The 21,950-nt window shown below is 72.9% G+C and carries 18 protein-coding genes; 7 read left to right on the forward strand and 11 right to left on the reverse strand.

What is annotated here, in order from left to right:
• Position 1 precedes the first annotated feature (1 nt).
• Positions 2–508, forward strand: coding sequence for a GNAT family protein (locus tag ACFYML_RS12445; RefSeq protein ID WP_357433231.1), 507 nt, complete (start codon positions 2–4; stop codon positions 506–508).
• A gap of 1 nt (position 509) precedes the next feature.
• Here the strand turns inward: ACFYML_RS12445 and ACFYML_RS12450 are convergent, their stop codons facing one another.
• A complete protein-coding gene (locus ACFYML_RS12450) occupies positions 510–1,031 on the reverse strand; it encodes a DUF488 family protein (protein WP_387420661.1) in 522 nt (173 codons plus the stop codon).
• Between the two features lie 230 nt (positions 1,032–1,261).
• Between ACFYML_RS12450 and ACFYML_RS12455 the strand changes: the two genes are divergently transcribed.
• Positions 1,262–2,074 carry an LPXTG cell wall anchor domain-containing protein gene (locus ACFYML_RS12455; RefSeq protein ID WP_387420662.1) on the forward strand — a complete coding sequence of 271 codons (813 nt, stop codon included), beginning with the start codon at positions 1,262–1,264 and terminating at the stop codon, positions 2,072–2,074.
• Between the two features lie 350 nt (positions 2,075–2,424).
• Entirely contained in the window at positions 2,425–3,990 is a 1,566-nt protein-coding gene (locus ACFYML_RS12460) for an aldehyde dehydrogenase family protein (RefSeq protein ID WP_387420663.1), read from the forward strand.
• A 160-nt stretch (positions 3,991–4,150) separates the two neighbouring features.
• Here the strand turns inward: ACFYML_RS12460 and ACFYML_RS12465 are convergent, their stop codons facing one another.
• Positions 4,151–5,230, reverse strand: a complete 1,080-nt coding sequence (locus ACFYML_RS12465) for a GNAT family N-acetyltransferase (RefSeq protein ID WP_387420664.1) — start codon at positions 5,228–5,230, stop codon at positions 4,151–4,153.
• An 81-nt stretch (positions 5,231–5,311) separates the two neighbouring features.
• Entirely contained in the window at positions 5,312–6,013 is a 702-nt protein-coding gene (locus tag ACFYML_RS12470) for an amino acid-binding protein (RefSeq protein ID WP_387420665.1), read from the reverse strand.
• 150 nt (positions 6,014–6,163) lie between these two features.
• On the opposite strand from ACFYML_RS12470, the gene ACFYML_RS12475 reads away from it, so the two are divergent.
• A complete protein-coding gene (locus tag ACFYML_RS12475) occupies positions 6,164–7,234 on the forward strand; it encodes a phosphotransferase family protein (protein ID WP_387420666.1) in 1,071 nt (356 codons plus the stop codon).
• Positions 7,234–8,445, forward strand: coding sequence for an acyl-CoA dehydrogenase family protein (locus ACFYML_RS12480; RefSeq protein ID WP_387420667.1), 1,212 nt, complete (start codon positions 7,234–7,236; stop codon positions 8,443–8,445). The genes ACFYML_RS12475 and ACFYML_RS12480 overlap by 1 nt, the downstream gene beginning before the upstream one ends.
• A gap of 119 nt (positions 8,446–8,564) precedes the next feature.
• Here the strand turns inward: ACFYML_RS12480 and ACFYML_RS12485 are convergent, their stop codons facing one another.
• From ACFYML_RS12485 to ACFYML_RS12510, 6 genes are all read right to left on the reverse strand, one after another.
• Positions 8,565–9,608 (reverse strand): LacI family DNA-binding transcriptional regulator, encoded by a 1,044-nt coding sequence (locus ACFYML_RS12485; protein WP_357433250.1) that lies wholly within the window; start codon positions 9,606–9,608, stop codon positions 8,565–8,567.
• 83 nt (positions 9,609–9,691) lie between these two features.
• Positions 9,692–11,125 carry a GH1 family beta-glucosidase gene (locus ACFYML_RS12490; RefSeq protein WP_387420669.1) on the reverse strand — a complete coding sequence of 478 codons (1,434 nt, stop codon included), beginning with the start codon at positions 11,123–11,125 and terminating at the stop codon, positions 9,692–9,694.
• Entirely contained in the window at positions 11,122–11,994 is an 873-nt protein-coding gene (locus ACFYML_RS12495; protein ID WP_387420807.1) for a carbohydrate ABC transporter permease, read from the reverse strand. The genes ACFYML_RS12490 and ACFYML_RS12495 overlap by 4 nt, the downstream gene beginning before the upstream one ends.
• Positions 11,995–12,020: 26 nt before the next feature.
• Positions 12,021–13,001 (reverse strand): carbohydrate ABC transporter permease, encoded by a 981-nt coding sequence (locus ACFYML_RS12500; RefSeq protein WP_387420670.1) that lies wholly within the window; start codon positions 12,999–13,001, stop codon positions 12,021–12,023.
• A gap of 124 nt (positions 13,002–13,125) precedes the next feature.
• Positions 13,126–14,433, reverse strand: coding sequence for an extracellular solute-binding protein (locus ACFYML_RS12505; RefSeq protein ID WP_387420671.1), 1,308 nt, complete (start codon positions 14,431–14,433; stop codon positions 13,126–13,128).
• Between the two features lie 288 nt (positions 14,434–14,721).
• Positions 14,722–15,267: a plasmid pRiA4b ORF-3 family protein gene (locus ACFYML_RS12510; RefSeq protein WP_387420672.1), complete on the reverse strand. Its 546-nt coding sequence runs from the start codon at positions 15,265–15,267 to the stop codon at positions 14,722–14,724.
• A gap of 150 nt (positions 15,268–15,417) precedes the next feature.
• Here ACFYML_RS12510 and ACFYML_RS12515 point away from each other — a divergent pair, with 150 nt between their 5' ends.
• On the forward strand, positions 15,418–16,203 hold the full coding sequence (locus ACFYML_RS12515; RefSeq protein ID WP_387420673.1) for a pyrimidine reductase family protein: 786 nt from the start codon (positions 15,418–15,420) through the stop codon (positions 16,201–16,203).
• 190 nt (positions 16,204–16,393) lie between these two features.
• On the opposite strand, the gene ACFYML_RS12520 is transcribed toward ACFYML_RS12515, so the two are convergent.
• On the reverse strand, positions 16,394–17,926 hold the full coding sequence (locus tag ACFYML_RS12520) for a M4 family metallopeptidase (protein ID WP_387420674.1): 1,533 nt from the start codon (positions 17,924–17,926) through the stop codon (positions 16,394–16,396).
• A 375-nt stretch (positions 17,927–18,301) separates the two neighbouring features.
• Entirely contained in the window at positions 18,302–19,879 is a 1,578-nt protein-coding gene (locus tag ACFYML_RS12525; RefSeq protein WP_387420809.1) for a hypothetical protein, read from the reverse strand.
• 284 nt (positions 19,880–20,163) lie between these two features.
• Here ACFYML_RS12525 and ACFYML_RS12530 point away from each other — a divergent pair, with 284 nt between their 5' ends.
• Positions 20,164–21,912: an ATP-binding protein gene (locus tag ACFYML_RS12530; protein WP_387420675.1), complete on the forward strand. Its 1,749-nt coding sequence runs from the start codon at positions 20,164–20,166 to the stop codon at positions 21,910–21,912.
• Positions 21,913–21,950: the final 38 nt, after the last annotated feature.

Here is a 21,950-nt window from a genome sequence, read left to right on the forward strand (position 1 = left end):
CGTGCTGCAGGGGCGGGCGGTGACGTTACGACCGGCGACGGACGCCGACGTGCCCGCCCTCGCCGCGATCCGCGCCACCCCCGAGGTGAGGCGCTGGTGGCGCGGCGGCGACGACCTCGCCGAGGCGGTCCGCGCCGACCTGGCCGACGACGACCTGACCGTGTATGCCATCGAGCACGACGGCCGGGTGGTCGGCGCCATCCAGTGGTACGCCGAGACGGACCCCGACTACCGCCACGCCAGCCTGGACATCTTCCTCGACCCGGCGGTACGCGGTGCCGGCCTCGGCGGGGACGCCATCCGCACCCTGACCCGGCACCTGGTCGACGAATACGGCCATCATCGGTTCACCATCGACCCGGCGGCGGCGAACACGGCGGCGATCCGCGCGTACGCGAAGGTGGGCTTCCGCCCGGTGGGCATCATGCGGCGGTACGAGCGCGGCGCGGACGGGCGCTGGCACGACGGTCTCCTCATGGACCTCCTCGCCCACGAACTGCCCGACTGAGTCAGCCGTCCCAGACCAGGTGGCCGTCGGGTAGGCGGCGGGCACCCGCCGCGGGGCGGTGCGGACTGAGCCGGCCGTCCGGCATGAGGTGCCGCACCGGCACCCCCCGACCGAGTGCCGCCACGTCGGCGATGAGCCGCCGGTGGCAGCGCCACCAGACGCTCTCGCTGCACATCACCGCCGTCGTCCGCCGGGCCGCGTCGGCCAGCACCTCGTCCAGCGCCGCGTCGAACTCCGGCGTCCGGGTGTAGGCGGCGTACGCCCGGAACGCGGCGACCGTCCACCAGGTGTCCGGCTCCGGTTCCCCGGCGCGCACGTGCCGGCGACCGCCGAGGCGGGGCTCCCAGCGGTAGGCGATGCCCCGCTCCGGCAGCCAGCGCTCGAGCGCCTCCCGTCGGACGTCCGGGTTGGTCCGGCTGGCCGGGTACCGCCGGACGTCCACCACGAGGGCGATCCCCGCGCCGGTCAGCAGTTCCCCCAACCGCTCCCGGTCGGCCGCCCCGTGCCCCACCGTCAGCAACACGTACCCCAGGTTGCCCCGAATCTTGGGCGCTTACCGTTCGAACACGAACGGCAGGTGTCCGAAATCGGTGGCTGGGAGCGGTGGCTGGTCCTGCGCCGGAGCCTCGATCCGCGTTACCTCGACACGCGCCCGAAGTGGTCTTGCAGCTCAGGCCGAACGTCCGATGTCGCCGGTTCCGGGCCGGCGTGCGATCATGTGCCGTCACCTCTCCCCATCTCGGAGGATTCCTCATGCCACAGCGTCGGCACGTGGCGCGCGCGGCTGTGACCGCGTCCGCGGCCGCGGCCTGCCTCGCACTGGCCACCCCGGCTTGGGCGTCGGCCACCGTCACCAACCCCACCCTGCGTCAGGCCGGCCAGCACATCCTGGCCTCAGCCGGGGGCTTCAACCAGGGCTTCGGCGAGTGCGCCGGCGCGGAGCAGCAGGCAGCCGGCGAGGACATCTGGGTCTTCATCTGGCCCGGCAACGGCGTCGAGAGCGTCGACGCGGTGAACATCGGCTGGGACACCGACAACGACGGCACCGCCGACACCTTCAAGACGCTCGCCGAGGGTCACTTCACGACCGACAACGGCGCCAAGAAGGTCTGGTTCGCCACGCCGGCCGGCTGGAAGCTGGAGAGCGGCGAGTCGACCATCCACGGGCAGGTACCGCAGGACAAGTTCAACCTGACCCACACCTGCGCCGGCACCGGTGGCGAGACGCCGCCCACCACGCCGCCGGTCGAGGAGACCCCGACCCCGACCCCGCCGGTCGAGGAGACCCCGACCCCCACCCCGCCGGTCGAGGAGACCCCGACCCCGACCCCGCCGGTCGGCGAGACCCCGACCCCGACCCCGCCGGGTGAATCGGGTGCTCCCTCGGAGACCCCGTCGCCGAGCACCTCGGTGGGTGGCGGTGCCGGCGGTGGCAGCGAGGGTGGTCTGCCGCTCACCGGCGTGGCCGCGACCAGCATCGCGCTCACCGGCGTTCTGCTCATCGGCGGCGGCGTCGTGCTGATGACCATGCGTCGTCGCCGGGACAAGGTCACCTTCACCAGCTGACCTCCGCGCCACCTGGGAACCGGCCGTCGGACCTCCGTCCGGCGGCCGGTTCCGTCATTGTGGGACCGGCGCGATCGTGGCGCTGCGCGGCTGAACCCTGGCGGGCATTGACGGACACCCGGCCGACAGCCGCCCGACGTGGATCACATAATCGATCGCCATTGATGGAATGTCCACGTATTCCCAGGTGGGCGCCAGTGCGTGGCGGCCGCAGCCGGCGCCAACCGGTGGACCCGGCGTCCTGGCATACGAGCGTACGGTTGCCCGCGCGCTCGACCGCGCGGGACAGTACGCCTCACCAGCGGTGCCATCGACGCCGCCGCTCCCTGGACAACCCTGAGGAGATCGCGATGGCTCTCAGACTCGCCGACGGCACCTCCTGGTCCGACACCCTCGCCCGCGCGGTGGCCGCCGCGCCGGAAGCCTTCGGCACCACGCCGGACGGCAGCGCCACCCTGCACAACCTGATCGAAGGCGGATGGCAGGCGGTCGGCGCGCCGACTCCGGTGCGCACCCCCGTCGACAACACCGTCCTGGTGAACCTGGCCCGGCTCGACGCCGACGCGGCGCGCCGGGCCGTCGCGCACGCCGCCACCGCCCACCGGGGCTGGGCCCGGACCCCGCTCGCCGACCGCAAGGCCCGGGTCACCGAGGCCCTCGACGCGCTCACCGCCCACCGTGACCTGCTCGCCATGCTGCTGGTCTGGGAGATCGGCAAGCCGTGGCGGCTGGCCTGCGCCGACGTCGACCGCGCCCTGGACGGCGTGCGCTGGTACGTGCAGGAGATCGACCGGATGCTCGCCGACGGCCGCGAACCGCTGCCCGGCCCGGTCAGCAACATCGCCTCCTGGAACTACCCGATGAGCGTGCTGGTGCACGCCGAACTGGTGCAGCTGCTCGCCGGCAACGCGGTGATCGCCAAGACGCCGTCCCAGGGCGGCGCGGTCTGCCTCACCGTGGCGCACGCCCTGATGCGCCGCGCCGGGCTGCCCGCCACCCTGGTCTCCGGCAGCGGCGAGGAACTCTCCGAGGTCCTGGTGCGCGCCCCGGAGATCGGCGCGGTGGCGTTCGTCGGCGGCCGGTCCAACGGCGGCAAGGTGGCCGCGGCGCTGCTGGACTCCGACAAGCGGCACTTCATCGAGCAGGAGGGCCTCAACGCCTGGGGCATCTGGAACTTCTCCCAGTGGGACCTGCTCGCCGCGCACCTGAAGAAGGGCTTCGAATACGGCAAGCAGCGCTGCACCGCGTACCCGCGGTTCGTGGTCCAGCGGGACCTGGTCGACGAGTTCCTCGACATGTACCTGCCGGTCGTCCGCTCCGTACGCTTCGGACACCCGCTCGCCGTCGGTGCCGACTGGTCGGCCGGCGACCCGCTGCCCGAGCTGGACTTCGGCCCGCTGATCAGCGCCGCCAAGGCGGAGGAGCTGCGCCGCAAGGTCGACGAGGCGGTACGCGGCGGCGCCGTGCCGCTGCACCGGGGCAAGCTCGACGGGGCGCCCTTCCTCGACGGGCAGGACACCTCCGCGTACGTGGCGCCGGCCGTGCTGCTCGCCCCGCCGGGGCGGTCCCGGCTGATGCACGCCGAGCCCTTCGGCCCGGTCGACACCATCGTCGTGGTGGACACCACCGACGAGCTGCTGGCCCAGATGAACGCCTCCAACGGCGCGCTGGTCGCCTCCCTCGCCTGCGACGACGAGGAGCTGGCCGGCAAGCTCGCCGTCGACCTGCAGGCGTTCAAGGTGGGCATCAACAAGCCCCGCTCGCGCGGCGACCGGGAGGAGCCGTTCGGCGGCCGGGGCGCGTCCTGGAAGGGCGCGTTCGTCGGCGGGGACCTGCTCGTACAGGCGGTCACCGTGGGCGGCGACGGCCGGCTCTACGGCAACTTCCCCGACTACAGCAGCTACCCGACGACCTGACGACCCGGGCAGGGCCCCCGAACCGGGGGCCCTGCCCGGGTCACCGTCCCCCGCACCGGAGGTCGGCCAGGTGGCGCCAGGTCGGCGCCGGTACCGGTCACCCGCCCGACGTCGGCGTACCGCGCCGTTGCGGCACCTGGCGCGGCGGGCGACCGTCCAGTCAGGGCGACCGTCGTACGGCCGCGTCGGCCGGCCGGGGCACCTCGGCCCGGCGCGCCCGCAGCGGCACCGTCACGGTCAGTACGCTGCCGTCCCGGTCCACCGAGGTCGGCCGCTCCAGCCGGCGTACGGCGCGCAGCATCGGGGTGTTCGCGGCGTGCACGTGCAGCAGCACGGCGGCGTAGCCGACGCGCTCGGCGTGCCCGAGCAGCCGCCGCAGTAGGGCCGAGCCCAGGCCGCGCCGCTGCCAGTCGTCCCGGACCAGCAGCGCCACCTCCGCCTCGTCCCCCTCGCCGAGCAGGTTGGCCAGCGCCACGACCGGCTCCGCCTCCCCGTCGGAGTCGGCCGTGGCGACCAGGGTGAGCCCGCCGGCCGGCTCCAGCAGCCGCCGCAACCGGGCCGGTGACGGCCGTGCGGCACCGCTCAGGTAGCGCCGCTGCCGGCTCCGCGCCGAGCAGGTCTCGTGCAGCTCCAGCACCCCTGGCAGGTCGTCCGCGGTGGCCGGCCGGACCAGCACCTCGGCCGAGTCGGGCAGCACCAGGGTCACCCGGTCGGCGTCGCGCCGGGCGACCGTGGCGGCGAGCTCCACCAGCGCCTGGGCCCGGGCGTACTCGGCCGGGGTGAAGCTCGGCTCGCGGCGGCGCAGCTCGTACGACCCGCCCGACGGGTCGGCCAGCAGCATCGTCGCCGCGCCCACCCCGCCGGGCGGGCCGGTCGGCGTCGGCCGCCAGGCCACCGAGTCGGCGCCGAGCAGGGCACGCAGCGCCTCGCCGGCCGCCTCCGGGTCGCGGGCCAGCCGGGTGGCCAGGCCGAGCACCCGGGTGGGCTGGTCGGCCAGCCCGCGCGCCTCGCTGCGCGCCACCCAGCAGTCCCGGCCGCGTCCCCGCTCGACGGCCGCCCGCAGGTCGGCCTCGGTGAGCTGGTCGGGCGCGTCGACCAGGAAGTCGTCGACCGCGCCCACCTCGGTGGTGTGCACCTGCACGGTGAGGATGTTGACCCCGCGCAACGCGAGGCTCGCCGTGAGCACCGACAGGTATCCCGGCCGGTCCTCGACGGTGGCTCGGATCCGCCACAGCGCCATGTCTGCTCCTTTCCCCACCACCAGACCCTGCCGCGCCGCTGTTGCGGGTCCGTTGCCCGGCGGTGACGCGGCGGGCACCCGTCACGTGACGCTGGTCACCGACGGCGCGCCGACCAGATCGAGCCGGTCGCCGAGGATCACCGCGCTGGCGCGGACCAGTTGGGCGAGCCGGTCCACCTCGGTGGCGTGGAACGCCGGGGCGGTGAGCGGCTCGGTGTGGTCCCGCGCCACCACCAGCACCAGGCCGGCGCGCCCGAACGGGGCGACCGCGTGGTGCCGGCCGTCCGGGCCGGACATCGCCCGGGCCCGCAGCGGGGTCACCTCCGGCAGCCGGGGCGGGGTCGGCGTCCGCCAGCTCGCGTGCCCGACGGTGGCCTCACCCGCGCCGCCGCGGGAGGCCCAGTCCAGCGGTACGACCGCGGCCACCGCCCAGTCCGCGGCGAGCAGCCCCGGCACCGCGTCGACCAGGGTGGCGATCCCGTCGGTCGGGTTCGCCGCGATCTGGGCGAGCAACTCGGCGTCCTGGCCGCTGGTGGTCGGCGCGCCGATCGCCCGCCACACCCCGTCCACGTGCACGCCGGGGATGGCGGCCAGCCCAGCCAGGAGGCGTTCCACCCGCGCCGCGCCCGGCCACACCACGGTGAAGTCGTCCACCGCCCGGCCGCCGAGCCGTTCCAGCACCACCACCTGCACGATGTCGGCCCCGGACACGCCGAGTGTGCGGGCCACCTGGCCGAGCGTGCCGGGCCGGTCCGGCAGGGTCACCCGAACTCTCAGCAGCATGTCTGATCCCTCCGCTCGGCGGGCCGGCCGAGACGGCCGGCAGGCTGGGCTCCAGCCTGCCGGTTGACCATTTCGCCCTGGTTGCAGCGCCATGTCCCGCCGGGAAAATCCGACCTTGACAAGAAAGCTGAGCTGCCATCAACTGGTCGGATGACCGATCCGGCCGTCGACGCACCCTCGACCGGTTCGGCCCCCGGGGGGCTCGACCTCGAACGACTCGCCGCGTACCTGGCGGCGCACCGGCCCGAGCTGGTGGCCGGGCCGCTGACCGCGCGGCTGATCGCCGGGGGCAAGTCCAACCTGACCTACCTGCTGCGCGGCGGCGACCGGGAGTTGGTGCTGCGCCGCCCGCCGCTCGGGCACGTGCTGGCCACCGCGCACGACATGGCCCGGGAGCACCGGGTGATCGCCGCGCTCGCCCCCACCGAGGTGCCGGTCCCCGCCGTGCTGCTGCTCTGCCCCGACGACACGGTGATCGGCGCGCCGTTCTACCTGATGGAGAAGGTCGACGGGGAGGTCTACCGGAGCCGGTCGCAGACCGACCCGCTCACCGCCGGGCAGCGGCGCGACCTGGCCATGGCGATGATGGACACCCTCGCCGCGCTGCACACGGTCGAGCCGGCCGCGGTCGGGTTGGCCGACTTCGGCCGCCCCGACGGCTACCTGGCCCGGCAGGTACGCCGCTGGGCCGGCCAGCTCGACCGGTCCCGCAGCCGCCCGCTGCCCGGCATCGACGAGCTGCGCGACGCGCTCGCCGGCAGCGTGCCGGAGGGCGCGAACGCCGGCCGGATCGTGCACGGCGACTACCGGCTGGACAATCTCCTCGCCGCGGTCGACCCGGTCGCCGTCCGGGCGGTGCTCGACTGGGAGATGGCCACCCTCGGCGACCCGCTGGCCGACCTGGGGCTGCTGCTGACCTACTGGGACGTGCTCGGCGACAGCGACGCCGCCGACGGCAACCCGGTCGCCGACGGCCTCGGCCCGCGCGCCGGCTTTCCCACCGGAGCCGAGCTGATCGACCGGTACGCCGGCCGCGGCGACATCGACGTCGGCCCGCTGCACTGGCACGTGGCGCTCGGCTGCTTCAAGCTCGCGGTGATCTGCGAGGGCATCCACTACCGGCACACCCTCGGGCAGACGCTCGGCGGCGGCTTCGACCGGATCGGCGAGCTGGTGGCGCCGCTGGTCGAGCACGGTCTGCACGCGGTCAGGGGCAAGTGATGGACTTCGCGTACGACGCCCGTACGGTCGAGCTGCGCGACCGGCTGGCAGCCTTCCTCGCCGAGTGCGTGTACCCGGCCGAGCCGGTGCACGCCGAGCAGGTCGCCGCCGCCGGCGACCCGTGGGCGCGCCCGCCAATCATGGCCGAGCTGAAGGCCGAGGCCCGTTCGCGGGGCCTGTGGAACCTCTTCCTCCCCGATTCCCGGTACGGCGCCGGCCTGACCAACCTCCAGTACGCCCCGCTCGCCGAGCTGACCGGGCGCAGCCCGCACCTGGCCCCGGAGGCGCTGAACTGCGCCGCCCCGGACACCGGCAACATGGAGCTGCTCGCCGAGTTCGGCTCCGCTGCCCAGCGGGACCGCTGGCTGAAGCCCCTGCTGGCGGGGGAGATCCGCTCCGCGTTCTGCATGACCGAGCCGGAGGTGGCCTCCTCCGACGCCACCAACATCGCCACCCGGATCACCCGGGACGGTGACACCTTTGTCGTCAACGGCCGCAAGTGGTGGTCGTCCGGGGCGATGAACCCGCGCTGCGAGATCCTCATCGTGATGGGCAAGACCGACCCGGGCGCCGAGCGGCACCGCCAGCAGAGCATGATCCTGGTCCCCCGGGACACCCCGGGCGTGACCGTACGCCGGGGCATGACCGTGTTCGGCTACACCGACGCCCCGCACGGCGGCCACGCCGAGATCGACTTCTCCGACGTACGGGTGCCGGCGGAGAACCTGGTCGGCGCCGAGGGCGGCGGCTTCGCCATCGCCCAGGCCCGGCTCGGCCCGGGGCGGATCCACCACTGCATGCGGCTGATCGGGATGGCCGAGCGGGCCCTGGAGTTGCTCTGCCGGCGGGCGCTGGACCGGGTCGCGTTCGGCCGGCCCCTCGCCGAGCAGGGCGTGGTCCGGGAATGGATCGCCGAGTCCCGGGTGCGCATCGAGCAGGCCCGGCTGCTGGTGCTCAAGACCGCCTGGCTGATGGACACCGTCGGCAACAAGGGCGCGCACACCGAGATCCAGGCCATCAAGATCGCCACGCCGGCGATGGCCGAGTGGGTGATCGACAAGGCCGTCCAGGCGTACGGCGGGGCCGGCGTCAGCCAGGACACCCCGCTCGCCGCCCTGTGGGCGCAGGCCCGCACCCTCCGCCTGGCCGACGGCCCCGACGAGGTCCACAAGGCATCCCTGGCCAAACGCGAACTCCGCCGCTGGTCCTGACCCCACCCCCGCCAACCTCGGGCTTGATCATGAGGTTGGCCGGGACGAACCGGGGCAATTCACACCGCTAACCTCATGGTCAACGCGCCGGGGGCGGGCGGCCCGATCGAGGCTGGAGGTCAGGCGGAGGCGCGGTGGATGAGCTTGGTGTCGAGGAGGACGTGCGGGGACACCTCCTCGCCACGGATGCGGGAGACCAGCAGGCGGGCCATCTGCCGGCCCATCTCCTCCACCGGCTGGAAGACCGTGGTCAGCGGCGGCTCGGCCTGCCGGGCGATCGGGGCGTCGTCGAAGCCGATCACCGCCACGTCCTCGGGCACCCGGCGGCCGGCCTCACGGAGCGCCCGCAGGGCGCCGAAGGCCATCAGGTCGGAGGCGACGAAGACCGCGTCCAGGTCCGGGCAGACCTCCAGCAGCCGGCGCATGCAGGCCGTGCCGCTGCCCTCGCTGAAGTCGCCGTACGCGATCAGGTCCGGGTTCACCGCGCCGCCGGCGGCCTGGACGGCCTCCCGGTAGCCGGTCAGCCGGGCCAGGCCGGCGCCCATGTCCTGGGGGCCGGCGATGGTGGCGACCCGCCGCCGCCCTCGTTCGAACAGGTGCTCCACCGCCTGCCGGGCACCGCCGACGTTGTCCACGTCGACGAACCAGGCCGGCTGGGCGTTCGGGTGCAGCATCCGGGCCGGCCGGCCGCCGAGCACGGTGGGCAGGCCGCGCTCCTCCAGCAGGGTGGGCAGCGGGTCGGCGTCGTGCAGGGAGAGCAGCAGCACGCCGTCCACGTGCTGGTTGGTCAGGTGGTGCTCGACCCGTTCCCGCTCGATCTGGGACTGCGCCATGGCCAGCCAGAGCTGCATCGGGGTCTCCAGCAGCGCGGAGCTGACGCCCCGGACGATGCCGGCGAAGAACGGCTCGGTGAAGACCCGCTCCCCCGACTCGGAGACCACCAGAGCCACCGAGTCGGTCCGCTGGGTCACCAGCGCCCGGGCGGCGCGGTTGGGCACGTACCCCAACTCGGCGATCGCCGCTTGGACGGCGGCCCGGGCCTCGGGGCTGACCTGGGGCGAGCCGTTGACCACGCGAGAGACCGTGCCGCGCCCCACGCCGGCGCGGGCGGCGACCGCGTCCAGGGTCGGGCGCCCGAGCGACCGCGTGCGCTGCGTTGTCATCGTCTGCACCTCCGACGTCGGACGGACCCGGCACCTGCTTGGGCGTCGGTGCCGGGCCGCCCGTTACTGGCTGGCCTTCCGCCCTATTGTGCGGCCAGGCCGTTACGTCGGATCACCTCGGCGTACCACCTGGCGCTGGACTTGGGGATCCGGGCCTGGCTGTCGTAGTCGACGTACACCATCCCGAAGCGCTTGGTGTAGCCCCAGGCCCACTCGAAGTTGTCCAGCAGCGACCAGGCGAAATACCCCTTCAGCGGCACCCCGGCGCCGATCGCGGCGTGCGCGGCGCGCAGGTGCGCGTCGAAGTACGCCAGCCGGTCCGGGTCGTCCACCCGGCCGTCGATCACCGCGTCGACGAACGCGGAGCCGTTCTCGGTGACGTACAGCGGCAGGTCGGTGTAGTCCCGGTGGACGCGTTCCAGGGTCTCCACCAGGCCCGGGGCGTCGATCTCCCAGTCCATGTCGGTCACCGGCACCCCCCGGGTGACGAACCGGACGTCCGCACTGCCGGGCCAGCAGGACGGCGCCCGCCAGTAGGCCTCCGCCCCGGCCCCGGGGACCGGTGCGGCGACCACGTACCGGCTGTAGTAGTTGACGCCCACCACGTCCAGCGGCGCCGAGATGATCCCCAGGTCGCCGTCGCGCACGTGCCCGAAGTCGGTGACCTGGCGCAGGTCGGCCTGCAGGTCCGCCGGGTACGCCCCGCGCAGCACCGGGTCGAGGAAGAACCGGTTGGCCAGCCCGTCGATGCGGCGGGCGGCGTCGGCGTCCGCGGGCGAGTCGGTGGCCGGGGTCACCGGGTAGAGGTTGAGCGTGATGCCGAGCTGCGCCTCCGGCCGGGCCGCCCGCACCGCCTGGACGGCCAGCCCGTGCCCGAGCATGAGGTGGTGCCCGGCCCGGACCGCGTCCGCCCCATCGGAGCGGCCGGGCGCGTGCACGCCGGAGCCGTAGCCGAGGAACGCCGAGCACCACGGCTCGTTGAGGGTGGTGAAGTATCGCACCCGGTCGCCGAGCGCGTCGGCGACGAGCCGGGTGTAGTCGGCGAACCGGCCGGCGGTGTCGCGGGCCGGCCAGCCGCCGGCGTCCTCCAGTGGCTGGGGCAGGTCCCAGTGGTAGAGGGTGAGCCACGGCTCGATGCCGTGGGCCAGCAACTCGTCGACCAGCCGCCGGTAGAAGTCCAGTCCCGCCTGGTTGGCCGGTCCGGCGCCGCCTGGTTGGACCCGCGGCCAGGAGATCGAGAACCGGTACGACTTCAGGCCCAGGTCGGCCATCAGCCGTACGTCCGCGGGCATCCGGTGGTAGTGGTCGCAGGCCACGTCACCGGTGTGCCCGGCCACCGTCCGGCCCTCGGTGTGGCTGAAGGTGTCCCAGATCGACGGGGTCCGGCCGCCCTCGGCCGCCGCCCCCTCGATCTGGTACGCCGCGGTCGCCGCACCCCACAGGAAGCCGGGCGGGAAGGTGCGTTCCGGACCCTGGTCGAGGAGCCCGACGGCGGGTGGGCTGGCTGGGTTGCTCACGACTTGACGGCGCCTTCCATGATTCCGCCGATGATCTGGCGGCCGAAGATGATGAACACGACCAACAGCGGCAGGGTCGCCAGCGCGGTGCCGGCGAACAGGGCCACGTAGTCCGTCTGGTACGGCCCGGACGAGAGGATCTTCAGGGAGTATTGCACCGTCGGGGTGTCCGGGGTGAGCACGATGAACGGCCAGAGGAACTCGTTCCAGGTCTGCATGAAGGTGAGCAGGCCGAGCACCGCCGCCGCCGGCCGCAGCGCGGGCAGCACCACGTTCCAGTAGATCCGCCAGGTGGAGCAGCCGTCGAGCCGGGCCGCCTCGATCAGCTCGTCGCTGATCGCGGACATCGCGTACTGGCGCATCATGAACACCCCGAAGCCCTGCACCAGGAACGGCACGATGACCGCCTGCAGGGTGCCCGTCCACCCGAGATCCACCATCATCAGGTAGAGCGGGATGACGCCGAGCTGGGTCGGCACCATCATGGTCAGGATGATGACCAGTAGCAGCGCGTTGCTGCCCCGGAACCTGAGCTTCGCGAAGGCGAAGCCGGCCAGGCTGGAGAAGAAGATCACCGAGATGGTGACCACGCTCGACACGACGGCCGAGTTGACCAGACCGTAGACGAACGAAGCGTCCTCGTTGGCGAGCATCCGGTCGATGTTGGCGAACAACTGGTCGCCGGGGCTCGGCGGCATCTCGTAGACCGCGCTGTTGTCCCGGGAGGCGATGATGAACGACCAGATGATCGGGAAGATCGACAACACGCAGCCGATGATCAGCGCGAGGTAGGTCAGCGGGCTGGCCTGCCAGAGCTGTACGCCGGGGGTGCGCCGGCGGCGTCGCGGGGCCGGCGGTGGTGGGGCCACCGACCGGGGAAGGGTCTGTGCGGTGGTCACTTCTGCTCCCCCTTCACCGACCGGCGTACGAGCGCAAAGTTGATCAGCGCGAAGATGATGATCATCATGAAGAGCAACCAGGACATCGCCGAGCCGTACCCGTACTCGGCGTTGCCGGTGAAGGTCCGCTCGTAGATGTACATGGCCAGGGTCTGGAACTGGTGGTCGGCGCCACCGCGGACCAGGCCGAACCCGTACATCAGGGGCTCGGTGAAGATCTGGAAGCCACCGATGGTGGAGATGATGACCGTGAAGAGGATCGTCGGCCGAATCAGCGGCACGGTGATCGCCCAGAACTGCCGCCAGGCCGAGGCACCGTCCAACGCGGCCGACTCGTACAGGTCCTTCGGGATGGCCTGCATGGCGCCGAGGTAGATCAGCGCGTTGTAGCCGGTCCACCGCCAGTCGACCATGAAGGCGACCGCGAACCAGGAGGCGTAGCGGTTGTCCCGCCAGGCGATCGGATCGACGCCCACGGTGCCGAGCAGCCAGTTGATCAGGCCGTACCGGTCCGCGAAGATCAGCGCGAAGATGATCCCGACCGCGGCCACCGAGGTGATGTTGGGGATGAGAATGCCCATCCGCAGCAACGTGCGGGCCCGCATCTGCCGGTTCAGCAGGTTGGCGATGATCAGCGCCACGATGAGCTGCGGCACGGTGCTGAGGAGGAAGATCCCGACGGTGTTGTAGGCCGCGTTCCAGAACTGGGCGTCCGCCATCAGCACCCGGTAGTTCTCCCCCGCGAACTCCTTGGTGCCGCTGAGCAACTCGTAGTCGAAGAGCGAGACGTAGGCGGTGTAGAGGACCGGGAAGAGGCCGAAGATCCCGAAGAGGACGAAGAACGGGGCGATGTAGAGGTACGGCGAGTAGGTGATGTCCCAACGGCCGAGCCGGTACGACGGGCGCCGGCGCGGCGGGGCGGGCGGGGGTGGCGAGGCGGCACGCGACGGTGGCACCGCGCCGACAGTGGAACGCATTGCGGGTCCTTCCGGGGAGTTGGGCGTTGGTGACCTCGCGGCGGCGCCCACACCCGGGCCGGGTGTGGGCCGCCACCGGTCCGCGGGCCCTGGACGCCCGCGGGCTCGGCGGGTCACCGGCGACTCAGCTGGCCGCCTTCCTGGCCTCGTCCATCGCCTTCTTCCAGGCGGCTTCCGAACTGAGCTGGCCGCGCTCGGCCGCCTGCATCTGCGGCTCGACGATGGTCTCCCAGATCTGCTGGTGCTTGGCGCCGAGGAAGATCGGCTTCATGTTCTTGACGCTCGCACCGAAGATCTGGCCCGTGGGCGCGCCGCTGAAGTAGTCGCTCGTCTTGTCCTTGAACGCCGGGTCCTCGAGGCCGGCGATGTCGGACGGCATGGCGCCCGCCTCCTTGAACGCCGCCAGGTGCCCCTCCTTGCTGGTCAGGTACTTGGCCAGCAGGTACGCCTCCTTCGGGTGCTTGGTCTGGGCCGGGATGGCGAGGTAGGAACCACCCCAGTTACCGCCCCCGCCGGGGATCGTGGCGATGTCCCACTTGCCGGCGTTCGCCGGGCCCGAGCGCTGGGCGATGACGCCCTCGGTCATCCAGGCCGGGCAGGGGAGGGTGGCGAACGCGGAGTTCTTGAAAGCGGCGTCCCAGTCGGCGCTCCACCGCTGCGCCTTGGCGGTCAGCCCGTCGGCGGCCATCTGCAGGCCCAGGTCCCAGGTCTGCTTGATCACCGGGTTGGTGTCGCCGATGAACTTGTTGTCCTTGTCGAAGAAGAAGGTCTCCGAGTTCTGCATGACGTACGGCTGCATCAGGCTGGTCGCGCTGTCCAGCCAGGCCGCCTTGACCTTGCCGCTGGCCTTGAACTCCTTGCCCAGCGCGATGTAGTCCGGCCAGGTGCTGATCCGCTTGGCGACCTCGTCCCGGTCCGTGGGCAGGCCGGCCTGCTGGAACAGGTCCTTGCGATAGCACATGGCCAGGCCGCCGACGTCGGTGCCGAGGCCGATCAGCTTCTTGCCGTCCGGCGTCAGGGCGTTGTTCCACTTCCACTCGGGGAAGTTGGCCTTCAGCTCACCGGCGCCCAGATCGAGCAGGTTGGCGAACTTGTCGTGGTTCTGGACGTACCCGAGCAGGACGCCCTCCTCAAGACCGACCACGTCGCCGGCGCCGCTGCCCGCGGCGAGCCACTGCACCAGCTTCGGCTGGAAGTCGCGCAACTCGCCCATCTTCTGGTGCTCGACCTTGATGTTCGGGTTGGCCGCCTCGAAGTCCTTGATGGCCTGGTCATAGCCGAAGTTCTGGAAGGTCTGCAGGACCAGCTTGACCTGGCCGCCGGTCGACCCCTCGTCCTCGCTCTTCTTGCTGCACGCCGTGCTGCCGAGAGCCACGCCCGCGGCGAGCGCGGCGACCGCGACAGTTCGGAGCCGGCGCCTGATGACGCTCATCCCTGACCCCTCTCAGGTGGGTATCTCGTGTGGTGGTTGTTGACCCGCGCCGCCCGTCCGCAGGACGGGTCAGGTGGTGGGGTTGTTCCGGTTCCGGGGCGCCGCCGCGACGAGCGATGTGGCTTGGGACACGTCGCCGGGAGCGCTCCCATGAGCTTGCCGATGCGCTTCAGGGGTGTCAACAGGGCTGTGGGAGCGTTCCCAGATTGTTACCGGCGACGGCTCCACCGAGCCGGTCGAGGGTGCGGCAAACCGGGACGGGCCCCTGGCCGCCGCGCGGTCAGCGGGTCAGCAGAAGCGGCGCAGCAGGGTGGTGGCCCGGGCGGCGTCGAACGAGTCCGGGTCGAACCCGTCGGCGACCCAGTCCCGCATCGCCTCGTGCTCGGGGTGGGCCGGGTCGGCGAGCGCGGCCAGCAGGACGGCGTACCCGGACGGGCCGCCCACGTTCTCCGGCGGGCAGGCCCGCTCCCCCTCCAGGCAGGACGGGTAACGCTCGTCCGGGTCGGCGGTGCAGGAGTCCTCCACCACCAGGTCGTGCTCCCACCAGTCACCGAAGTCGTAGGTGTAGCGGAACCGGCTGCCCTTGCCCAGCACCTCGTCCAGCCGGACGTCCAACTCGTCGCGGAACGCCAGATCGCCGTCCGGGTCGGGTTCGCCGTACTGGCAGCCGTCGATCTCGAACGAGTGCAGGTGGCAGTCGCGCCAGCCCATCGCGTGCTGCACCACCCGATGCAGCCGGTCCAGGGTGTAACCGCCGGGAACCTGCACCCGCCGCCACACCGGCGGCCGGACCCCGGCGAGGGAGACCTTCAGCTGGAAGATCTGACGCGGCATGCTGTCCCATCCTTCCTCGGCATAGGCTGCCAGCATGATCTGCCGAGCCTGCCGGGAGCGGCGGCACGACGAGTGTCCTGGCCGGAAGTGGTGCGACTGCCAGCACCGTACCCCCGAACCCACCCCTCCGGTCACCGGTCCGGCCGGCGAATGACCGTCGGGATGTCGATTTCGCGGGTCTGGCCGGCACCCGCGACCGGGCCGCTGACCGACCCGGAACTGACCGCCCTCTACGGCCGCGCCGCCCGACCCCACCTGCGGGTGAACTTCGTGGCCAGCGCCGACGGGGCGGTTTCGCTCGACGGGTTCTCGGCCGGGCTCTCCGGAGAGCCGGACAAGCGGGTCTTCGGGCTGCTGCGGATGCTCTGCGACGGGCTGGTGGTGGCCGCCGGCACGCTGCGCCACGAGGGCTACCGGGCGGTCCGGCTCGACCAGGCGCGCCGGGCCTGGCGCCGGGAGCACGGCCTGGCCGAATATCCGACCCTGGTGGTGGTCTCCGGCTCGCTCGACCTGGACCCGGCCCAGGCGGCCTTCGCCGACGCGCCGGTCCGGCCGCTGGTGCTCACCCGGGCCGCCGCCGAGCCGCCACCCGGGCTCACCGACGTGGCGGAGCTGGTGCGGTGCGGCCAGGAGCGGGTCGACCTCGCCGCCGGCCTGGCCGAGCTGCGCCGCCGAGGGCTCGGCCAACTGCTCTGCGAAGGCGGTCCGTACCTGTTCGGCGCGCTCACCGCGGCCGACCTGGTCGACGAACTCTGCCTCACCGTCGCGCCGCTGCTCGCCGGCGCCGGCCCGGGCCGGATCACCGCCGGGGCCGGCAGCACCGCACGCCACCTGCCGCTGCGCCACGTGCTGGCCGCCGAGGACGGGGTGCTGATGCTGCGCTACGCCCGCGACCCGGGCGAGCCGCCGCCCGCCGGGTCCGCCCCCGCCGCCTGACCCGGCCGACCCGGGGTCGGCGATGTGGTGGGGTCCACGGCGGGCGGATGCCGCCAGATCCGCGAGGCGGGTAGGCCCGCCCGGCACGGCGAAGGGCGCGGGCACACCCGGGAGGGCGAGCCCGCGCCCCTGGCGACGCGGTGGGACCGGGGCCGGCGGTGGAGGAGACCGCCGGCCGCGGTTCAGCGGGTCAGTTGACGGAGACGGCCGACCAGGCGGCGGCCACGGTGTTGTACTCGACGCTGCCGGTGCCGTACAGGTCCTTCGCGGCCGACAGGGTGGCGGTGCGGGCACCGGCGTAGTCGGTGCGCGAGGTCATGTACGTGGTGAGCGCGCGGTACCAGATCGCCCCGGCCTTGGCGTTGCCGATGCCGGTCACGGTGCTGCCGTTGCAGGTCGGGCTGTTGCCGTACGACGACGAGCCGCTGCCCACGGCGAGCAGGTAGAAGAAGTGGTTCGCCACGCCGGACGAGTAGTGCACGTCCAGCCGCCCGACGGACCGGCTCCAGCAGTCGGCGGACGCGCCGTCCTTGGACGGCTTGTCCATGTAGCGCAGCGGGGCGCCGCTGGTGCGCAGCTTCTCGCCGATCAGGTAGTCGCCCGGGTCCTTGGCGTTGTTCGCGTAGAACTCCACCAGGGTGCCGAAGATGTCGCTGGTGGCCTCGTTGAGGCCGCCGGACTCCCCGCTGTAGCGCAGGCCGGCGGTGTTGCTGGTGACGCCGTGGCTCATCTCGTGACCGGCCACGTCCAGCGAGGTGAGCGGGTACCAACCGGAGCCGCCGTCGCCGTAGGTCATGCAGAAGCAGGAGTCCTGCCAGAACGCGTTGGCGTAGTTGGCGCTGTAGTGCACCCGGCTGTACGCGCCGACGCCGTCGTTGCGGATCCCGTTGCGGCCGAACGTGGTCTTGTAGTAGTCCCAGGTCATCTGGGCCCCGTACGCGGCGTCGGCCGCGGCGGTCTGCCGGTTGGCCAGGGTGCCGTCGCCGAAGACGTTCGAGGCGCTGGTGACCAGGGTGCCGGTGCCGGTGGTGCCGCCGTTCAGGTCGTACGTCCGGTGGCCGCCGCGGGTGGCGTCGGCGAGCTGGTAGGTGGTGCCGGAGAGGGTGCTGCCCACGGTCACCGTGCCGGAGTGGAAGGTGTTGCCGGTGCCGTCGCGCTGCACGCCCTCCCACGAGTCGCGGACCCGGCCGGTGGTGGCGTCGACCAGCACGTGCAGCTCGCTCGGCGTGCCGTCGGCGTACGCGCCGCCCACCACGACCTCGTAGGCGAGCGCGGTGCCGGCGGCGTCGGCGTCGTACACCAGCTGGCTGCCGTCGACGCGGCGGGTGGCGGCGGTGGAGGCGGCGAGTGCGGTGCGGCCGGCCGCCGCGGCGCTGACCCGGGCCTTCGCGCCCCGAGTCGGGGCGGCGGCGAGCGTGTGGTTGGCGCCCCGCCAGGTGTTGCCCTTGCCCAGGTGGACGACGGTGTCGCCGCCGAGGACCGGCAGGCCGTCCTGGTAGCGGTTGAGCCGGACGTGCTCGGTGCCGTCGGCGTCGGTCTGGACGTTACGGAGCGTGAACGCCTGGCCGTCGGTGACCAGGGCGCCACCCGAGTGGGCCCGGAGCTGGGCCACCGCGCGGGTGAACGCGTCGGTGGAGACGGGGGCGGCGGAGGCCGTGGCGGGCAGGCCGGCCGCCAGCAGCGCGGCTGTGGCCAGGCTGCCGAGGAGAGTGCTACGACGCATGAAGTCCCTACCTTCACTAGGACTGCCGGTCGGGGGGGTACCGACCGAAGGGCGACCCGCCGGTGGGCGACGGATCGGCACGCCCGGTGGTGACCGGACGTGACAACGCACGAGGTATCGACGGAGGAAAGATCCTCGATGCGTTGTTGCACATTCTTGCGCCACGCGACCCTTGTCTGTCACGACCTGGTGCCAAGATTTTTTCCCAGAACATTCGTGGCCCGTTCACCACCGGTTCGTGCGGGCGACCGGCCACGCCGGCCGGATCGGGGCCCTAGCCTGGGACGATGGACTCCACGGGAGCGGGTCGCGCCGGGTCCGGACGCCCGTTGCTCGCCGGCGGCCTCGCCCGGGCCGGTGCCCGACCTGGTGCGGTCAGCGCGGCTCGCAGACCCGGCCGGTCAGCGCCGGATCCCCTTCCCGGGTCGCCGACCACAGGGGATTGAGCGCGAGGACCAACGGGGGCGCCTGCCAGGCGGCGCCCAACTGCTGGAGCAGCGCGTACTCCCGGCGAGGCTGCGCCACCGGCTCGCCGGCCAGGAAGGCCTCCACCCGGTCCTCCACCGCCCGCCGCCCGATCAGGCCGCCGTGGAACGCCGGCTCCTGATAGACCGGGATGCGGCTGTACTCACCGGGTGGCGCCTCGGCGGCGCTGACCGTGGGCAGGAAAGCGATCATCCGGACCCCCGGCACCGGGCAGAGGATCCGGTTGCGATAGAACGGCGCGTCGACCAGCACCGAGCGGACGAACGGCTCGTCGGGATGGTCCTTGACCGGCCGGGGGAGATTCGCGAGCCAGAACAGCACCCGCAGCTCCCACCCCGCCGCGACCCCCCAGCCCTCGTGCCCCGGCGGCGGGTAGTAGGTCCGCCCCGCCTGGACCAGCGGGCTGAACATCACCACGGCGCTGACCGGGCCACGGGGCAGCCGCTCCAGGTAGGTGCGCGCCACCATGGCGCCCTCGCTGTTGCCGAACAGGGCGATCGGTCGGCCGGTGCGGTGGTGCAGCGCGTCCACCTGCGCGGCGAGCAGGGCGCTGCTGGAGTCGAGCGACCGGTGGGTCGCCTCCGGCGGGTACGGCAGCGGCCGGCCGTGCGCGTCCAGCCCCCGGTAGGAGAAGCGCTCGACCCGGGGATCGGCGGACGGCTCGCCGTCCCAGCGCGAATCGTGCCCGCTGAGGACGATGATCGCGTACGGCACCCGGTCGGACAGCCGGTCGCTGAGGATCGGGGGCATCCACGGGCCGTGCCGGCCACCTCCGGCGACCCCGACCAGCGCCTCGGCCCAGACCGCCCCCACCACGGCCAGCCCGATCGCGATCGGGGCGACCGGGAGCCGGGGCAGCCGGACCCGGGCCGGCAGCACGGCGGCGGCCACCGCCCGCCGCCACAGCAGCCCGTTGGCCACCCCGGTCAGTGCGGCCACCCCGACCGCCCACCAGCCCGGGACGCTGGAGATCAGCGCGCCGGCCAGGGTCAGCAGCAGGAAGTTCAGCGACGACCAGCCGAACAGCTCGATCGTGGGCAGCCCGCGCCACCAGCCGGCGGCCACGCCGGCCCGGGCCAGGAAAGGGGCGAGCACCAGCATCGGGACCAGCGAGGCGAACAGGTACCAGGAGAGCGACACCGCGGAGAAGGCGACCGACAGCGCGGCCCACGGCGAGATGACCAGCGCGGCCAGCACCGCGACCGACAGGTTGCGCCGGACCAGCCAATTCCAGGCGGGACGCGCCGCGCCGGCCGGCCAGGCCAGCGCGGTCAGCCCGGCGGAGAGCAGCCCGCGGGCCACCGTGACCGTCACCAGCCCGAGCAGGAAGGTGCCCCACGAGTCGTGGTACACCAGCAGCCAGCGCAGGTCGTGGTACGAGTCGTAGGGCCAGACGGCGGTGGCCTGCGGCGCGAGTCCCCGGGCGGCGTGGAGGCCGAGCGCCATCAGCAGCCCGCCCTCGAGCATCGGCGGCAACGCGGCGAGCACGAGCAGCGCGACCACCCGGCGCCGTGTCGATCCCACGTCCACTCCCCGCTCCCCCGGCCTCCTGAGGATCTCGCGGATCAGTCGCCGGCGGGATGGGAATCGCGCGGAGAGGCGTACCCTCCGTGGCCATCCGACCCCGCTGGGCAAGCTCGGCGGACGCGGGCCGTGGCCTCCGCCGCGTCGCGTGGCAACCTGTCGCATCCCTCGGGCAGGATGCACCTCGTGCGCCGCGAACGGGACGAACAGCCGACCGGAGACTGCCGATGACCGACGACCTGCTCGACGGCCCCGGCGACGGGGTCGGCCGGGTGCTCGGCACCGCCGACGCCACCCCGCTCACCTTCTGGACCGCCGTCGCCCCCGGCAGCTACCTGCAGCTCGACGACGTGGTGGTCACCCGCCGCGAGCTGCCCGACCGGGAGCCGGTGACCATCGCCGGCGTGGTCACCCAGGTGCGGGCCCGACACGAGGGCGCGCAGTTCGACTCCGACGTCTTCGCCATCGCCGACGGCACGCTCCCCGCGCAGGTGCAGGAGGCGGCCGAGGTCACCACCACCCGGGTCGACCCCGAGTTCTACGTGCCGCCCACCCCGGGTGCCGTGGTGCACCGGGCCGAGGGCGACGCCCGGGCCCGGGCGCTGCACTTCGACCGGATGGAGCGGCGCATCCCGATGGGCATGGGCCGCGACGGCGTGCCGGTCTACCTCAACGCCGACTTCCTCGACGGCACGCGGGGCGCGCACGTCTCCATCTCCGGCATCTCCGGGGTGGCCACCAAGACCAGCTTCGCCACCTTCCTGCTCTACTCGGTCTTCCGCTCCGGCGTGCTCGGCGGCGACGCGGTCAACGCCAAGGCGCTGATCTTCAACGTCAAGGGCGAGGACCTGCTCTTCCTCGACCACCCGAACGCCCGGCTCGACGACGACACCCGGGCCGGGTACGCGAAGCTCGGGCTGGCCGCCGGCGCCTTCCCCGACGTGCGGGTCCACGCGCCGCCCCGGGTCGGTGACTCCTCCGGCACGCCGGACGTGAGCAGCCGGCTCACCGGCGTCGACAGCTTCTACTGGACGCTGAGCGAGTTCTGCGCCGACCGGCTGCTGCCCTACGTCTTCGCCGACGCCGACGACGAGCGCCAGCAGTACACGATGGTGGTCCACTCGGTCGCCGCCCACCTGGCCCGGTACGCCCAGCCCGCCGACGGCGGGGTGAGCATCGACGGGGTCCGGCTCGGGTCGTACGCCGACCTGGTCGACCACATCGTCGAGCAGCTCAACGACGACGAGACCCGGGGCGACTGGGCGGGCAGCGCGGTCGGCCTGGGCACGGTCAACGCGTTCGCCCGCCGGCTGATCGGCAGCAAGAAGGACCTCGGCCGGCTGATCCGGGGCGACCTGGCCACCCGACGCCCGCACTCGATCAACACTGCGGAGAGCGCCCAGGTCACCGTGGTCGACCTGCACAACCTGCCGGACCGGGCGCAGCGCTTCGTGGTGGGCGTGACGCTCAAGAGCGAGTTCGAGCGCAAGGAGAAGGCCGGCACCGCCAAGCCGCTGCTCTTCGTCGTCCTCGACGAGCTCAACAAGTACGCCCCACGCGAGGGCTCGTCCCCGATCAAGGAGGTGCTGCTCGACATCGCCGAGCGGGGCCGCTCACTCGGGGTGATCCTGGTCGGCGCGCAGCAGACCGCCAGCGAGGTGGAGCGGCGGATCGTGACCAACTCGGCGATCCGGGTGGTCGGCCGGCTCGACCCGGCCGAGGCGTCCCGCCCGGAATACGGCTTCCTCCCGCCCGCCCAGCGGCAGCGGGCCCTGCTGGCCAAGCCGGGCACCATGTTCGTCAACCAGCCCGACATCCCGGTCCCGCTCTGCCTGGAGTTCCCCTTCCCGGCCTGGGCCACCCGGGTCTCCGAGGCCGGCCGCGCGCCGTCGGAGACACTGCGCTCGATCACCCAGGCGGCCGACCCGTTCGCGGTGGTGGGCTCCGGCACCTCCGACGACGACATCCCGTTTTAGGAGGCGTGAGCGACCGGTGAGCGCGAGGAGCGCAGCGC

It is taken from the genome of Micromonospora sp. NPDC007230 (assembly GCF_042869115.1).
GTDB lineage: Bacteria > Actinomycetota > Actinomycetes > Mycobacteriales > Micromonosporaceae > Micromonospora.